A 15,065-nucleotide genomic window follows, 5' to 3' on the forward strand; every position below is an offset into this window, starting at 1 on the left:
GAGACGACGAAGGGGCGGATGCTGCGGCATCCGCCCCTTCGTCGTTGTCGGGCTCAGGCGCCCAGGAGGGTCTCGATCGGTCCGCGCGCGAAGTACAGCACGAAGCCGGCGGCGACGATCCAGAGGAGCCAGTGCACCTGCTTGGCCTTGCCGGAGAAGGCGTTCACCACGACCCAGCTGACAAAGCCCGCGCCGATGCCGTTGGCGATCGAGTAGGTCAGCGGCATGACGGTCGCCGTAAGGAACACCGGCAGCAGCACGTTGAAGTCGGTGAAGTCGATGTTCTTGATCTGCGCCAGCATGAGCGCGCCGACGAGGACGAGCGCTGCGGCGGCGACGTAACCCGGGACGATCGACGTGAGCGGCGTGAAGAACATCGCGAGGAGGAAGAGCAGACCGGTCACGACGTTCGCGAGGCCCGTACGGGCGCCCTCGCCGATGCCGGAACCCGACTCGACGAACACGGTGGCCGACGACGACGAGGTCGCGCCACCGGCGATCGCACCGACGCCCTCGACGATCAGCGCCGACTTGATGCGGGGGAAGTCGCCCTTGTCGTTCGCGAGACCCGACTCCTTCGCGAGGCCCGTCATGGTCCCCATCGCGTCGAAGAAGTTCGAGAACACGAGTGTGAACACGATCATGACGACCGACACGATGCCGACCTTCGCCCAGTCGAAGCCGAAGTCGATCTTGCCGACGAGCTCGAAGTTCGGGGCGGCCACGATCTGGAGTCCGCTGACCTGGAGGCCCAGGGCGGTGGGCCAGATCGCGTTGACGATGTAGCTGATGACGGTGCCGCCGACGAGTCCGATGAGCAGGGCTCCCTTGACGCGGAGCGCCATCAGGACGCCCGAGAGGAAGAGCGTGACGACGAACATGACCGTGCTGATCGTCGTGATCGAGCCGCCGACCCCGAGATCGAGCGGGGGAGAGGCGTTGCCGGTCGCGGTGACGAAGCCCGCGTTGACGAAGCCGATGAACGCGATGAACAGGCCGATGCCGACCGTGATCGCGAGCTTCAGCTGCACGGGGACGGCGTCGAAGATCATCTTCCGGAGGCCGGTCGCGGCGAGCAGCACGATGATCAGACCGTTGATGACGACGAGGGCCATCGCCTCGCCCCACGTGACCTGGCCGACCACCGAGAACGCGACGAAGGCGTTGATGCCGAGGCCGGCCGCGAAGGCGAAGGGCAGGCGGGTGACGAGGCCGAAGAGGATCGTCATGACGCCCGCGGTCAGCGCCGTGCTCGTGGCGACGGCGCTCGGCGCGAGGACAGTGCCCTCGATGTCTGCCGTCGAGAGGATGAGGGGGTTCAGGATGACGATATAGGCCATCGTCACGAACGTGACGAGGCCGCCTCGGACCTCGGTTCCGAGGGTCGAGCCACGCTTGCTGATCTCGAAGAAGCGGTCGAGGGCGGATACGGATGCCGGGGGCTTCGCGGCGGGGCGCGCGGCGGGAGTGGTGCGGTTCACTCTCCGAGGGTACTGGTGCCGCTCCCCAGGGAGTACGCTCCCCGCATGCACCGGATCTTCGGCACCCCGTTCGGCGCGGTGTATCCCCTCTACCTCACCAAGATCGAGCGGAAGGGCCGCACGAAGTCCGAGCTCGACGACGTGATCGCGTGGCTCACCGGATTCGGCGTCGCCGAGGTCGAGGCGATGATCGACCGGCAGGCCACCTTCGCCGAGTTCTTCGCGGCGGCGGACCTGAACCCGGGCGTCGACCGGATCACCGGGGTCGTGTGCGGGGTGAGGGTCGAGGCCATCGAGGATCCCCTCATGCAGCAGATCCGCTACCTCGACAAACTCGTCGACGAGCTCGCCCGCGGAAAGGCGCTCGCGAAGGTGCTGCGCGAATAGTCGCGCCGGCGTGCCCGGTGTGGTCGACGGGCTGACGGCGCGTCCCCGGGTAGGGTCGGTTCGGCATGAATCGCCTGCTCGTCTCCCTCCTCGCCGCCTTCGACGCCGTCATCGTCGTCGCCGTCGGCCTCGCCGTCGTGCTCGCGCCCGCGACCCTGCTGTGGGTCTTCGGACTCGGCACGGATGCCGATTGGGGAGCGCTGTGGCCTGCGGGCGCCAGCGCCTGGCTGCTCGGCCACTTCGTGCCGGTCGCGGTCTCGCTGCCCGAGGACTTCCTGATCCGCACCGGCGTGGCGGACGCGGCCGGGCAGTTCTCGCTCTCCCTCGCGCCGCTCGCCCTCGCGGCGTTCACCGCCATCTTCGCGTTCCGCTCAGGCGCCCGCGCGGCCCGGGCAGGCGCCTGGATCACCGGAATCGCCTCGGGCACCGTCGTCGTGGCCGTCCTCTCCGCCCTGGTCGCCCTCACCGCCCGCACCGACGTCACCCGCGTCGACGTCGCGACAGCGATCATCGCGCCGACCCTGGTGTTCGCGATCCCCGCTCTCGTCGGCGCGGTCGTCCGCGCCTGGAACGAGGGCGACGACGGTCTGGTCGATGCGGTCTCGGAGCGTCTTCCCGACGGCATCCAGAACGGGCTCGACGCCGCAGGCAGAGGCCTCGCCATCTGCCTCGCCGGTTTCGTGGCCCTCGGATCTCTCGTCCTCGCCGTCCTCTTCCTCTTCCGCAGCGGCGAGATCATCGCCCTCACTCAGGCGTCGCACGCCGACCTCATCGGCGTCGTCGTCCTCTCGCTCGGCGCCCTCCTCTACCTCCCGACCCTGGTCGTCTGGTTCGGCTCGTTCGCCGCCGGTCCGGGGTTCGCGGTCGGCACGGGAACGACGGTCGCCCCGGCCGGGACCGACCTGGGGGTCATTCCGGGCATCCCCGTGCTCGGCGTCGTCCCCGCGACGACCTCGGCGTGGGTGCTGCTGCTCGCGCTCGCCGTCGTCGGGATCGGCGCCTTCGCCGGGTGGGCGCAGCGCGGGATGCTGGTGGGCGAGCAGGATGCGGGCGGCGAACCGCTGCAGCCGCGGGTGGTCGCCCTCGCCGGCATGGTGCTCGGCAGCGCCGCCGGTGTGGCCATCCTCGCGTGGGCCGCGCACGGTTCGCTCGGCCCCGGGCAGCTGGTCGACGTCGGGCCCGCCGCGGGCGCGGTCGCCCTGGTCGTCGCCATCGAGATCGGCATCGGAGCAGGCATCACCCTCCTCGCTCCGCGCCGCGGCAGCGACGACGGCGCCGTCTACCCGTCGGTGCGGGACGACGCCTCCGAGCCGGCGTCGGCGCCCCGCTAGACTGAGCCGGTGCTCACGGTCGCCGTCCTCATCTCGGGCACGGGCTCCAATCTGCGCGCTCTGCTCGACGCCGCGAGTGAACCCGACTTCCCCGCCCGTGTCATCGTCGTCGGCGCCGACCGGCAGGCCGACGGCTTCGCTCACGCCGAGCACTACGGCATCCCGACCTTCATGGTCCCGTACCAGGAGTTCGACAGCCGCGAGGCCTGGGGCGAGGAGCTTCTGGCCCACCTCGACGTGTGGGCTCCCGACCTCGTCGTGCTCAGCGGTCTCATGAGACTGCTCCCGGCCGCGGTGGTCGACGCGTGGGCCCCGCGTCTGCTCAACACGCATCCCGCCTACCTGCCCGAGTTCCCCGGTGCGCACGGCGTCCGCGACGCCCTGGCGGCGGGTGCCGACCAGACCGGCGCGAGCGTCATCGTCGTCGACAACGGCGTGGACACCGGCCCCGTGCTCGCTCAGGAGCGGGTGCCCGTGCTCACCGGCGACACCGAACATTCCCTGCACGACCGCATCAAGCCCGTCGAACGACGCCTGCTCATCGACGTGGTCCGCCGCGTCGCGACGGGCGACCTCGACCTCACCACGACCGCCTGACCCGGAGGAGACCCTCATGGCCGGACCGCAGATCGACCCCGCCCTCTACCGCCCTCGTGATGTGGTGCCCGTGCGACGGGCGCTCGTCTCGGTGAGCGACAAGACCGGGCTGCTCGAGCTCGCTCAGGCGCTCGCCGCCGCGAACGTCGAGATCGTCTCGACGGGCGGATCTGCCGCGCTGCTGCGCGATGCGGGCCTCGCCGTGAAGGACGTGTCGGAGATCACCGGGTTCCCCGAATCGCTCGGCGGCCGGGTGAAGACGCTCCACCCGAGCGTGCACGCCGGCCTCCTCGCCGACCTGCGCCTCGAAGACCACGAGACCCAGCTGGGCCAGCTCGGCATCGAGCCCTTCGAGCTCGTCGTCGTGAACCTCTACCCGTTCGTGGAGACGGTCGCGTCGGGCGCTCAGGGCGACGCCGTCGTCGAGCAGATCGACATCGGCGGACCGGCGATGGTGCGCGCCTCGGCGAAGAACTTCGCCAACGTCGCGATCGCGGTCTCGCCCGAGTCGTACCCCGCGATCGTCGCCTCGCTGCAGCAGGGCGGCACCAGCCTCGCCCAGCGCCGCGAGCTCGCGGCCCGCGCGTTCGCCCACACGGCGGCGTACGATCGCGCCGTGGCGACCTGGTTCGCCGAGGAGACCCTCGAGGGCGAGGGCGACCTGCCCCAGCACCTCACGATCAAGGCCGAGCGCCTCGCGACGCTCCGCTACGGCGAGAACTCGCACCAGCGGGCGGCGATCTACTCGCGCACCGGCGGCCACGGCATCGCTCAGGCGCGTCAGCTCCAGGGCAAGGAGATGTCGTACAACAACTACGTCGACGCCGACGCGGCCCTGCGGGCGGCGTTCGACCTGGTGAAGCCCGCGGTCGCGATCATCAAGCACGCGAACCCCTGCGGCATCGCGATCGGGGCGCCGCAGGCGCTCGACGCCATCGCGTCCGCGCACCTCCGGGCGCACGAGTGCGACCCGGTGTCGGCGTTCGGCGGGGTCATCGCGGCGAACCGCACGGTGACCCTGAAGATGGCCGAGAACCTCCGCGACATCTTCACCGAGGTCATCGTCGCGCCCGATTTCGAGCCCGAGGCGCTCGAGGTGTTCGCACTCAAGAAGAACCTCCGCGTTCTCCAGCTTCCGGCCGACTGGCGTCAGGAGCCCATGGACGTGCGTCTCGTCTCGGGCGGCCTCCTGCTGCAGGATGCCGACCGCTTCCCCAACGAGATCGAGTCGCTCGTCGACAGCTGGCAGCTCGTGTCGGGGGAGCGCCCCGCCGACGACCAGCTCGAGAACCTCTCGTTCGCATGGAAGAGCTGCCGCGCCGTGAAGTCGAATGCGATCGTCCTCGCGAAGAACTCCGCGACGGTCGGGATCGGCATGGGCCAGGTCAACCGCGTGGACTCGTGCCGGTTGGCGGTGGAGCGTGCGGGCGACCGCGCCGCCGGCTCCGTCGCGGCATCCGATGCGTTCTTCCCCTTCGCCGACGGCCCGCAGGTGCTGCTCGACGCCGGCATCACGACGATCATCCAGCCGGGCGGGTCGGTCCGCGATGAAGAGGTCATCGCCGCCGCCAAGGCCGCGGGAGTGACCATGTACTTCACCGGGGAGCGTCACTTCTTCCACTGAGAGGGGCGGCACGGGAGTGCCCGTCGCGTCAAGGGGGAGTTCTGCCGTCGAGGCGGTTCCGCGCAGGGGATAGTGTCAGTGCGACACTTCCCGAGGAGGTTTCGGTGATCTGGGAGATCGAGGACGGTCCACGCACCGTCGAGGGGCTCGATGAGAGGGGACGGCCGCGGCCCGAGTACGCCGCGGCGCTCGGACTCGTGCCCGCGCCGCTCGGCAGGCGCGTGCTCGCGACCGTGTACGAGGTGCTGTTCGTCCTCGTGCTGCTCGTGCCCGCTGCCGTGGGGGCGCTTCCGGCGATCCTGGAGATCGCGGGGTCTGCGAACCCGGTCGACGCGCTCTTCGCCCGCGGCGACGCGCTCTGGATCGTCGTGTGGTCGGCGGTCTCGTATGGGCTGTCGACGGTGTTCATCCTCGTCCAGCTGATCCTGATGGGCCGTCGGGGCGTGACACTCGGCAAAGCGCTCACCGGGCTCCGTTCCGTCAACGTCGCGACGCTCGAGCGCCCGAAGTTCTGGCGCGGCGCGGTCGTGCGCTACCTGATCCTGTGGGCCAGCTTCTTCGTTCCCCTCGTCGGCCCCCTCCTCGTGATCATGCTGTCGCCGCTGTTCGACCCGCAGCGCCGCCGGCGCGGCTGGGCCGACCTCGCCGCCGCGACCTGGTTGGTCGACATCACCCGCGGGCTGAACCCGTACGACGCCAAGCGCATGCGCATCGCACGGAAGACCGTCGCGACCGACCTCCGCGACGAGAAGACCTCGCTGCCCTCGCTCGCGACGTCGCTGCACGGTGCGGAGAGCGGCGTCTACATCCCCGTGGCCCGCAACCGCGGCGGAGTGCTCGGCGCCCCTCGTGAACGGTCGGGCGTGCCCGATCCGGAGAAGCAGGATGCCGGTCCGATGGCGCCCATCCAGGCGTCGCCCTTCGCGGTCGCAGCCAAAGAACCCGCGCCCGCAGAGGCAGCACCGGCGCCGGCTGCCGCATCCTCGCCGGCATCCGCTCCTGCGCCGGCTGCCGCGCCCGCGCCTGTCCGCGATGCGGCTCCCGCGCCCGCCGCGGTCGCCTCCGGAGCTGCGCAGGCCCCCGCGGTCGAGCCCGCACCGGTTCCGGCGCGCACCGCGTCTCCCGCTGGACCGGCGTCCGAGACTCTCGCCGCTCCCGGCGAGACCCTCCTGCCGCGGGCCGAGACGGCGTCGTGGACGCCGCCGCACCTCATCGAGAACCGCGAGCCCACGGCATCCCTCGTCCTCGACTCGGGCGACCGCGTCGAGGTGGTCGTCGCCGGCATCGTGGTCGGCAGGTCGCCCGTCGCCGGGCCGGACGACAGCGGCGCGGTCGTCGTGCCCGTCGCCGACCCGAGCATGTCGATGTCCAAGACCCACTTCGCCCTCCGCTGGCGCGGCGGATCGCTCGTCGTGGTCGACCTCGGGTCGACCAACGGCAGCGCGATCGTCCGAGACGGCGCCGAGACCGACCTCCCGGCAGGAGCGGCCCTGCCGCTCCGATCGGGCGACACCCTTCGCTTCGGCGACCGCTACGCCGCTGTCAGCATCGCCTGATCGCCACGAGACGAGGACACTCCGATGAGGCTCAAGCTCACCCTGCAGCGCCGCGAGTCACGGCTGACCGACATCGTCGTCACGTCGGACACGACGGCGACCGTCCACGACGTCGCGCGCCGGATCGTCGAGACCGACCCGGCGCGGGAGATCCTCGCCGGCCCGGACGACGTCCTGACCATGACCGTCGCACCGCCGACCTCGAGCGATCACGTGCTCCTCGACCCGAGCATGCTCATCAGCGATGCGCCGGTCGGCTCCGGCTTCGTGGCCACGGTGGTCAACCTCGGCCCCGGCTACACCCCCGACCGCACCGGCGGAGGTCCCGCCGCGGCGGTCCTGCACGTCGTGGGCGGTCCGCTGGCCGGCCGTGAGATCCCACTCCCGCGCGGTCACTTCACGATCGGTCGCTCGGCGGGCAGCGACATCGTGCTCGACGAGCCGCTCGTCTCGAAGCGGCATGCCCGCATCGAGGTCGGCGTGGGCGGCGTCGAACTGGTCGACCTGAACTCCGCGAACGGCATCGTCGTCGACGGCGGTCTCGTCCCGCGCCTCCGCGTCATCCCCGGCCAGCGCTTCGTGCTCGGCGACACCGAGCTCGTCGTCCAACTCGTCCCCGACTTCGCCCCGGTGGAGAAAGACCCGGTGCTCGAGCGCGGCGGCGCGCTGCTGTTCAACCGCAGCCCGCGCGTCGAGCCTCGCTACGTCGGCGAGGAGCTCGAAGAGCCCCGCATGCCGAAGGAACCGGCATCCCGGCTCTTCCCGTGGCCGATGCTCGTCGCGCCGGTCATCCTCGGCATCGCGATGTACACGCTGACCAACAACCCGCGGTCGCTGCTCATCATCTTCATGACCCCGATGATGCTGTTCGGCAACTTCATCTCGCAGAAGACGCAGGTCGGCCAGCGCGTGAAGAAGGAGGCCGAGATCTTTGAGCGCACCTTCGAGGAACTCGAAGAGACGCTCTACCGCGAGCGCCCCCGCGAGCGGGAGGTGCGCAGCGCCGAGGTGCCGCCGGTGGCCGTCGTGTTCGAGGAGGCCATGCGGCTCGGTCGGATGCTGTGGACGCGCCGCCCCGAGCACTGGAACTTCCTCGCAGTCCGCCTCGGCACGTGCGAAGCGCCCTCGCGCACGACCATCAAGCGCGCCGAGAACCCCGACGCGCTGCAGGAGTACGTCTCTCGCGTCGACCGGCTCCGCGACCGCTACAAGACCATCGACGGCGTGCCGGTGCTGGAGTCGCTGCAGAGCGTAGGCGTCATCGGCGTCGCCGGTCCGGAGCGCGAGGCCGCCGACGCCCTCCGCGGCATCTGCGTGCAGCTGTTCGGCATGCACTCTCCGAACGAGCTCGTCGCCGTCGCCCTCACCGAGCCGGAATGGGCGAAGCAGCTCGACTGGCTGACCTGGCTCCCGCACACCTCGAGCGAGCGGAGCCCGTTCCGCGACATGCCGCTCTCCGACTCGGCGTCGACCGGTGCGGCCCTCCTCTCGGGTCTGGAGGAGCTCGTCATGCGTCGCTCCACCGCGGCCAAGGCGCCGCGGCTTCCGTTCGACGACGACTGGGACACGATGCGCTACGGCACCGACGTGCGCCGCGCCGCCGAGGATGCGACGTTCCCCGGCCAGACCGCCGTCGTCGTCATCATCACCGCGGATGCACCCGTCGATCGCGCGCGCCTCACGCAGGTGCTCGAGCGCGGCGCCGACGTCGGCGTCTACGGACTCTTCGTCGCCCCCGTCGTCGACGCGCTCCCCGCCGTCTGCCGCAGCTTCGTCGACGTGACGAACGGGCTCGCCGACGCGCACGTCGGCGTCGTCCGCAGCGGCACCGATTACACGAGGGCCGAGGTGGAGGGCGTCTCGAACGAGCTCATGACGGTGCTCGCCAAGCGACTGGCTCCCGTCGTCGACTCGAGCACGGTCATCGAGGATTCCTCCGACATCCCGAACTCGGTCATGTTCCTCTCCCTCATCGGCAACGAGACGGCATCCGAGCCGCAGTTCGCCGTCGACCGGTGGCGGGAGAACAACACGATCCTCGACCGCTCCGGCGCCCCGCTGCCCCGGCTGAAGAAGGCCGGCAACCTCCGCGCCATCGTCGGTCAGGGAGCAACGGACGCCATGACGCTCGACCTCCGCACCCAGGGGCCGCACGCCCTCGTCGGAGGAACGACCGGTGCCGGAAAGTCGGAGTTCCTCCAGGCGTGGGTGCTCGGCATGGCCGCCGCCCACAGCCCCGACCGCGTCACGTTCCTCTTCGTCGACTACAAGGGCGGGTCGGCCTTCGCCGACTGCGTCGAGCTCCCGCACACCGTCGGCCTCGTGACCGACCTGAGCCCGCACCTCGTGCGCCGCGCCCTGACGAGTCTCCGAGCGGAGCTCCACTACCGCGAGCACCTGTTCAACCGCAAGAAGGCCAAGGACCTCCTCGAGCTCGAGAAGCGCCGCGACCCCGAGACCCCTCCGGCCCTCGTCCTCGTCATCGACGAGTTCGCCGCACTCGCCGGCGACGTTCCGGAGTTCGTCGACGGCGTCGTCGACATCGCCCAGCGCGGTCGCTCGCTCGGCATCCACCTGATCATGGCCACGCAGCGTCCCGCGGGTGTCATCAAGGACAACCTGCGCGCCAACACGAACCTCCGCGTCGCCCTGCGCATGGCCGACGAGTCGGACTCGAAGGACGTCGTCGACGACCCCATCGCCGCGAGCTTCCCACCCTCGATCCCCGGTCGCGGTATCGCGAAGACCGGCCCCGGCCGGCTCGTCCCGTTCCAGTCCGCCTACGCCGGCGGGTGGACGACCGACGAGGTCGCGGCAGCCGATGTCACCGTCGCCGAACTCCGCTTCGGCTCGATCCAGAAGTGGGAGCTCGACGATGCGGGCGAGAGCGACTCGCACGACGCCGACCCCGGCCCGAACGACCAGAAGCGCATCGTCGCGAACCTGATCGCGGCGGCCACGCAGGCGAAGATCCCCGCTCCGCGCCGGCCGTGGCTCGACGACCTGCCGACCACCGTCGACATCCGCGAGCTGCCCGGTGGGTCGCGCGGTGCGATCCTCCTCGGCAAGGCCGACATCCCCCAGAAGCAGCTGCAGGAGGCGGTCTACTTCGAGCCCGACCGCGACGGCTCGCTCCTCGTGTACGGCACCAGCGGCTCCGGCAAATCGGCCGTGCTGCGCACGATCGCGATCTCCGCCGCGATGGGCCGCCGCATCGAGAACGTGGAGGTCTACGGGCTCGACTTCGGCTCGGGGTCGCTCAAGAGCCTCGAGGCGCTTCCGCACGTCGGATCGATCATCCCGGGTGACGACAGTGAGCGGGTGCAGCGCATCATGCGGTCGCTCGCGAGCGTGCTCGACGACCGCGGCAAGCGGTTCAGCGCGGCGAACGCCTCGAGCGTCGCGGAGTACCGGGAGATCACCGGCCGCGACGAGCCTCGCATCGTCCTGCTCCTCGACGGCCTGCCCCAGTTCCGTGCCGAATGGGAGTCGACCACGGCGCGGATGCCGTTCTACCAGGCCTTCATGCGGATCCTCGGCGAGGGGCGCCCCCTCGGCGTGCACGTCGTCGCGACCGCCGACCGCTCGGGCTCGGTGCCCACGGCGGTCAGCTCGAACGTCTCCCGCCGCGTCATCCTGCGGCTGTCCGACGCCAACGCCTACGCGCTCGTCAACGCTCCGAAGGACGTCCTCGACGAGCGTTCCGAGCCGGGTCGGGCGATCGTCGACGGACTCGAGACCCAGATCGCGGTGCTGGGCGGAACGCCCAACGTCGCCGAGCAGACGAAGCTGCTCGAGCAGATGGCGGCCGAGCTCCGCGCCCGCGGGGCGCGCGAAGTGCCCGAGATCGGGTCGCTCCCCACGCGACTGGATGCCGCGGACATGCCCGACCGCATCGGGGAGTTCCCCGTGCTCGGCGTGGCCGAGGACACCCTCGCCCCTCGCGAGTTCGATCCGGCCGGCACGTTCGTGGTCGCCGGTCCGCCGCAGTCGGGCAAGACCACCGCGATGAAGGCGCTCATCCTGTCGATGACGCGCCTCGACCCGGAGGTGAAGCTCTTCCACTTCGGCGGTCGACGCGCCCAGCTGAAGGAGTTCGCGCCGTGGATGCGGAGCGCGACGACCCCCGACGACGCGAAGGAGCTGGCCACCGAGCTCGCCGAGCTCGTCGCGGACGAGACCCTCGGCCAGCGGCTCATGATCGTCATCGAGGATGTGCCCCAGTTCGCCGACACCCCGGCGGAGCGTCCGCTGAAGGCGCTCTTCCAGGCGATCAACCGCAGCGACCACCTGCTGATCGGCGACGCCGACGTCAATCAGGTCACGAGCGGGTTCGGCCTCGTGGGCGACTTCAAGGGCGGCCGCAAGGGGATCATCCTCAAGCCCGATGCGTTCGACGGCGACTCGATCTTCAAGGTGCCGTTCCCCAAGATCAAGCGCGCCGACTTCCCGGTCGGCCGCGGCATGTTCGTGCAGGCGGGTCGTGCGGTCGTCGTGCAGGTGCCGCTCGTCGAGGGAGCGGCGCTGCCGACCCCCGAACGCGCCTGACGCCCGAGATTCAGCGCGGGCGGTCCACGCGGGCCGCCCGCAGCTCGTTCCGGAGGTCTCCCCGGAGGGGCGACGGACGCTCGGCGGCGAAGAAGGCGGCCGCGACGAAGCCGTCGAACAGCGACAGCATGAGGTTCTCGAGGTCGCCGAACGGCGTCGACAGCCGCACGACGAGAACCTGCTTCGTGTCGGGCACAGGAACCCAGTAGTCGGCGCTGAGCCTCGCGACACCCTCCATCTCGGGGTCGTCGTGGACGGCGTCCACCCGATGCGTCCGCAGAGCCGGCACACCCGGCCCAGCGACCTCCACCATCGAGGCGTGCGCATCGGGGTCGAGGCGCGCGAGGGCTTCGGCCATCACGCCGAGGACCTTCTCCGGCGCCGTGCCGATGGCGGGACTCATGCGCAGGTCCGACGGCTCGAAGACGAGCAGGGTCACCGGCAGGGGGGTGTCCGGTGCGATCTCGGCGGCGAACATGAGCGCGCGGATGTCGCCGCTCGCGCCGGCGCGCACAGCCTCCCGCAGCCGCCGGCGCACCGCCCCGCGCTCGGCGGCACGGTCGTCGGTGACGCCGACAGCATCCCGCGCGATCCGTCGGACAGACGCGTCCGTGGCAGCCTCGTCCGACAGGTCGACCGAGAACCAGCGGCCGGGGAGGCGGAACCGGAGTTCGCTGCCGGTCATTCGGGGGCGGACCAGTCGCCGTAGCGGGCCTTCATGTCGAACAGGCTCACACCACCCTGGCCGGCGTTGGTGAATCCCATCGGACTCAGATCGGCGGCGGCGGTGCGCAGGTCGACCGGCTCGACGCCGTCGGAGGTCTCGGCGCCGGCCACCAGGGCGATCGTGTTGGGCTCCCAGGGAAGGGCGCGCCAGATCGCCTCCGCGACGGCATCCAGTTCGTCAGCCGTGAGCGGCTCCGCCGAATCGACCATCAGGGTCAGGTCGATCCGCTCGCCCAGACCATTGCGCGATCGGCCGGGGTCCTGGGCGCCCACCACCCGCGGCACGGCGGCCGTCACGGCCTCGGTCACGTTCCCGAACTCCGCCACGGGAGCCTCCTCTGTCGTCGTCTCGGGGGCCGGCGGGGCGATGCTGCATCCGGTCAGCGCCCCACCGAGGAGCGCTCCGCTCAGGACCATCGCCAGCACAGGCTGTCTCCGCAGGGTGCGGCGCATGCTCGTCACTCGTTCCATCGGTAGTAGGACACGTCGGTGTACCCATCATCGTTGAAGAAGTCCGCCAGATCGGGGTGGGCAGCCGTGATCTCGTCGAGGTGGTCCTGGTACGTAGACGAGTACTTGTCCGCGTTGTGCGCGCCCGGATCCACTCCGAGCACCGGGTCGGGGTTCGGGGGATCGACGCGGATGCTGGTCCAGTTCGGGCCGTGCTCGGTCCCGAGATCTCCCGTCACGGTGTCGAGGCGGGGAACAGGGTCGCCGTTGTGCTGGACCGAGACGACATCCACCGAGTCCGGGATCGGCATGTGGTCGATCGGGGCGCCGGAGGCGACGACCGCCTGCCAGTTGTAGTCGGTGTTGTAGGCCGCGAGATGCCCTGCCATTATGCCGCCCTGGCTGAACCCGACGAGCATCACCGGGTCGTCGGGGCTGATGCCCTCTGCTGCCATGGCGTCGAGCACCGCCCGCTCGTACTGGGTCTGGAGCGCCGGTGTCAGCATGAGCGCGAGGTTGCTGTCCAGGTCGTTCACGGCGCCCTTGTCGCCCAGCCGCGACAGCCATTCCTGCGTGCTGGGAAGAGTGACCGTGTACTGCCACCCGTCCGGGCCCAGCACCTTGGTGATCTTGACGACGGATTCGTCCTCGCCGCCGAGGGTGTCGACCTCGCCCGTGCCGTCGAGGACCGTCTCGAGCGACGGAAGGTCGGGCCGGTTGAGCTCGTCGTCGACGTACGGGTCGGTCGCCGAGACCTCGGGCGTGGGCTTCAGCACGTCCGACAGGATGCTGGCGATCAGGAACGCAGCGAAGGCCGCCACCACGAGACCGGCGATGATCAAGCCGATCGTGCCGAACAGAGCGCCGATCGCGAGGATGAGGAGCAGCACGAGCAGCACACCCAGGGCGGCCACGATGGTGGCGAGAATGCGGGTGAGGAGGGCGAGGACGTCTCCGAGGAAGTCCTCGATCCACTCCGCGATGCCGGCGATCCAATCGCCGATGTCGGAGAAGACGTCGCCGACCTTGTCCCAGAACCCCTCGTTCGTGGCGTCGATCGCATCGTCGATCCGGTTCATGGCCCGCTCGGCCGCCGTGATCATGTCTTCGCGGGCGGCATCGATCCGGTCCTGTGCCGCGGCGACCGCCTCCTGCGCGTCGTCGGCGGCGCGCTGGGCGCCGGGGACTCTGCCCGTGAGCGAGGGGGAGGGGTCGTCGGCCGCATCGACCTGATCGGAGAGCGACCGGAGCGCGCTGTCGGCCCGCGTCTGCTCGTCGAGCGCCTCGTCGAGGTCGTCCTGCGCTCGTTCCGCGCGCTCGTGAGCGCCCGTCAGGGCGACGGCGTATTCGGTGATCGCCGAGGCCGTCTCCTCGTATCGCGGGTGGATGCGTTCGAGGTCGGTGGCGAGCTGGTCGTTCTGGTCGTGCAGCGCGCGCACCGCCTCGCCCTCGTCGTCGTCGACGATTCCGCGCATCTCCTGGACGACGGTGAGGATCCGCTCCGCCGATCGGGTGAGGCGGCCTGCTCTCGATGTGAGGACGTCGGGTTCGCCGGGAAGGACGGTCATCGGTCAGCCCTCGTCCTCTGCCATTGTCCGGTCGAGGTCGGTGAACGTGTCGACGATCGCCTGCATGAAGTCGGCCTGCGATCGAAGACCGTCGCGGAGTTCCTCCCGGGCGATGTCCCACTTGCCGCCGAAGTCCTCGATCTTGCCGGCGAGCCCGTCGTGGCCGGTGAGCGCGCCGAGGTCGTCGGCGAACGACTCGGCTTCGTCGAACGTCGTGGCCAGCAGTCGGGCGCTCTCCGCCGTCTCGCCGAGCCGCGCGAGATCCATCCTGACGTCGCTCATCGCTGTGCCTCCTGTCGGTTGCCGCGCCGCCCTGAAGCGGAGGGGCGGGCGGCCCAGAGAGCCAGCGCGGCATCGGCGGCGCGGACCTCGCGTCGCAGTGCCTCCGCGTCGGCCGCGTCTGCGGGCACCCGCACGCGCAGGGCGGTCATCGCCGTGCGCAGTTCGTCCTCCTCGGGCACGCGTTCCTCCGCTTCGTCGCAGGCCGACATCCCGACCCCCTCCTCACCATAGAGAGACGGGCCGTGAGGAGCGATGGGGCGTTCTCCCCACCCTCGGTCTCCGTGCCACATGGGGACCACTCCCCATTGGCGGATGGGGCGGGGTGCGGTTGACTCTTGGTATCGGCCCGGTCGGGTCGGGTTTCTTTATCTAACGGAGGTGTGGACGATGGCCGATTTCGGTGCGTCTTACGGAGAGATGGAGCAGGTTGCGTCGTCGCTGTCGCAGGCTCGTGATGACATTCAGGGCCAGCTGGACACGCTGAAGTCGCAGGTCGACACTCTTCTGGGTGATGA

General features: G+C 70.4%; 12 protein-coding genes. 6 read left to right on the plus strand and 6 right to left on the minus strand.

Features of this window, described 5'->3' with window-relative positions:
• Positions 1–53 precede the first annotated feature (53 nt).
• The gene (locus ACJJV7_RS00965) at positions 54–1,481 is read right to left on the minus strand and encodes an NCS2 family permease (protein ID WP_405373029.1); all 1,428 of its coding nucleotides are present in this window, start codon (positions 1,479–1,481) and stop codon (positions 54–56) included.
• 45 nt (positions 1,482–1,526) lie between these two features.
• On the opposite strand from ACJJV7_RS00965, the gene ACJJV7_RS00970 reads away from it, so the two are divergent.
• The 6 genes from ACJJV7_RS00970 (at position 1,527) to ACJJV7_RS00995 (ending at position 11,524) form a co-directional block, all read left to right on the plus strand.
• Positions 1,527–1,868 (plus strand): DUF2200 domain-containing protein, encoded by a 342-nt coding sequence (locus tag ACJJV7_RS00970; protein WP_405373030.1) that lies wholly within the window; start codon positions 1,527–1,529, stop codon positions 1,866–1,868.
• Positions 1,869–1,933: 65 nt separating this feature from the next.
• Positions 1,934–3,199 (plus strand): DUF6350 family protein, encoded by a 1,266-nt coding sequence (locus tag ACJJV7_RS00975; protein WP_405373031.1) that lies wholly within the window; start codon positions 1,934–1,936, stop codon positions 3,197–3,199.
• Positions 3,200–3,208: 9 nt separating this feature from the next.
• A complete protein-coding gene (purN, locus tag ACJJV7_RS00980) occupies positions 3,209–3,796 on the plus strand; it encodes a phosphoribosylglycinamide formyltransferase (RefSeq protein WP_405373032.1) in 588 nt (195 codons plus the stop codon).
• 16 nt (positions 3,797–3,812) lie between these two features.
• A complete protein-coding gene (gene purH / locus ACJJV7_RS00985) occupies positions 3,813–5,420 on the plus strand; it encodes a bifunctional phosphoribosylaminoimidazolecarboxamide formyltransferase/IMP cyclohydrolase (RefSeq protein ID WP_405373033.1) in 1,608 nt (535 codons plus the stop codon).
• 104 nt (positions 5,421–5,524) lie between these two features.
• Positions 5,525–6,976 carry an RDD family protein gene (locus ACJJV7_RS00990; protein ID WP_405373034.1) on the plus strand — a complete coding sequence of 484 codons (1,452 nt, stop codon included), beginning with the start codon at positions 5,525–5,527 and terminating at the stop codon, positions 6,974–6,976.
• A 24-nt stretch (positions 6,977–7,000) separates the two neighbouring features.
• Positions 7,001–11,524, plus strand: a complete 4,524-nt coding sequence (locus ACJJV7_RS00995) for an FtsK/SpoIIIE domain-containing protein (RefSeq protein WP_405373035.1) — start codon at positions 7,001–7,003, stop codon at positions 11,522–11,524.
• 10 nt (positions 11,525–11,534) lie between these two features.
• Here the strand turns inward: ACJJV7_RS00995 and ACJJV7_RS01000 are convergent, their stop codons facing one another.
• The 5 genes from ACJJV7_RS01000 to ACJJV7_RS01020 are packed head-to-tail and all read right to left on the minus strand — an operon-like array spanning position 11,535 to position 14,759.
• Positions 11,535–12,209 carry a hypothetical protein gene (locus ACJJV7_RS01000; RefSeq protein WP_405373036.1) on the minus strand — a complete coding sequence of 225 codons (675 nt, stop codon included), beginning with the start codon at positions 12,207–12,209 and terminating at the stop codon, positions 11,535–11,537.
• Positions 12,206–12,703 carry a hypothetical protein gene (locus ACJJV7_RS01005; protein WP_405373037.1) on the minus strand — a complete coding sequence of 166 codons (498 nt, stop codon included), beginning with the start codon at positions 12,701–12,703 and terminating at the stop codon, positions 12,206–12,208. The genes ACJJV7_RS01000 and ACJJV7_RS01005 overlap by 4 nt, the downstream gene beginning before the upstream one ends.
• A gap of 5 nt (positions 12,704–12,708) precedes the next feature.
• A complete protein-coding gene (locus ACJJV7_RS01010) occupies positions 12,709–14,268 on the minus strand; it encodes a putative T7SS-secreted protein (RefSeq protein WP_405373038.1) in 1,560 nt (519 codons plus the stop codon).
• Between the two features lie 3 nt (positions 14,269–14,271).
• On the minus strand, positions 14,272–14,550 hold the full coding sequence (locus ACJJV7_RS01015) for a hypothetical protein (RefSeq protein ID WP_405373039.1): 279 nt from the start codon (positions 14,548–14,550) through the stop codon (positions 14,272–14,274).
• Positions 14,547–14,759: a hypothetical protein gene (locus ACJJV7_RS01020; protein WP_405373040.1), complete on the minus strand. Its 213-nt coding sequence runs from the start codon at positions 14,757–14,759 to the stop codon at positions 14,547–14,549. Before ACJJV7_RS01020 ends, ACJJV7_RS01015 begins: the two co-directional genes overlap by 4 nt.
• Positions 14,760–15,065 lie beyond the last annotated feature (306 nt).

Source organism: Microbacterium sp. Ld4 (genome assembly GCF_045066555.1).
Classification (GTDB): Bacteria; Actinomycetota; Actinomycetes; order Actinomycetales; family Microbacteriaceae; genus Microbacterium.

What these genes read in the sequence shown, in the direction of transcription:
- ACJJV7_RS01010 (WP_405373038.1), bottom strand. Translation starts at nt 14,268, where the DNA reads ATGACCGTCCTTCCCGGCGAACCCGACGTCCTCACATCGAGAGCAGGC.
- ACJJV7_RS00970 (WP_405373030.1), top strand. Translation starts at nt 1,527, where the DNA reads ATGCACCGGATCTTCGGCACCCCGTTCGGCGCGGTGTATCCCCTCTAC.
- ACJJV7_RS01020 (WP_405373040.1), bottom strand. Translation starts at nt 14,759, where the DNA reads ATGTCGGCCTGCGACGAAGCGGAGGAACGCGTGCCCGAGGAGGACGAA.
- ACJJV7_RS00995 (WP_405373035.1), top strand. Translation starts at nt 7,001, where the DNA reads ATGAGGCTCAAGCTCACCCTGCAGCGCCGCGAGTCACGGCTGACCGAC.
- ACJJV7_RS01000 (WP_405373036.1), bottom strand. Translation starts at nt 12,209, where the DNA reads ATGACCGGCAGCGAACTCCGGTTCCGCCTCCCCGGCCGCTGGTTCTCG.
- purH (WP_405373033.1), top strand. Translation starts at nt 3,813, where the DNA reads ATGGCCGGACCGCAGATCGACCCCGCCCTCTACCGCCCTCGTGATGTG.
- ACJJV7_RS01015 (WP_405373039.1), bottom strand. Translation starts at nt 14,550, where the DNA reads ATGAGCGACGTCAGGATGGATCTCGCGCGGCTCGGCGAGACGGCGGAG.
- ACJJV7_RS00975 (WP_405373031.1), top strand. Translation starts at nt 1,934, where the DNA reads ATGAATCGCCTGCTCGTCTCCCTCCTCGCCGCCTTCGACGCCGTCATC.
- ACJJV7_RS01005 (WP_405373037.1), bottom strand. Translation starts at nt 12,703, where the DNA reads ATGCGCCGCACCCTGCGGAGACAGCCTGTGCTGGCGATGGTCCTGAGC.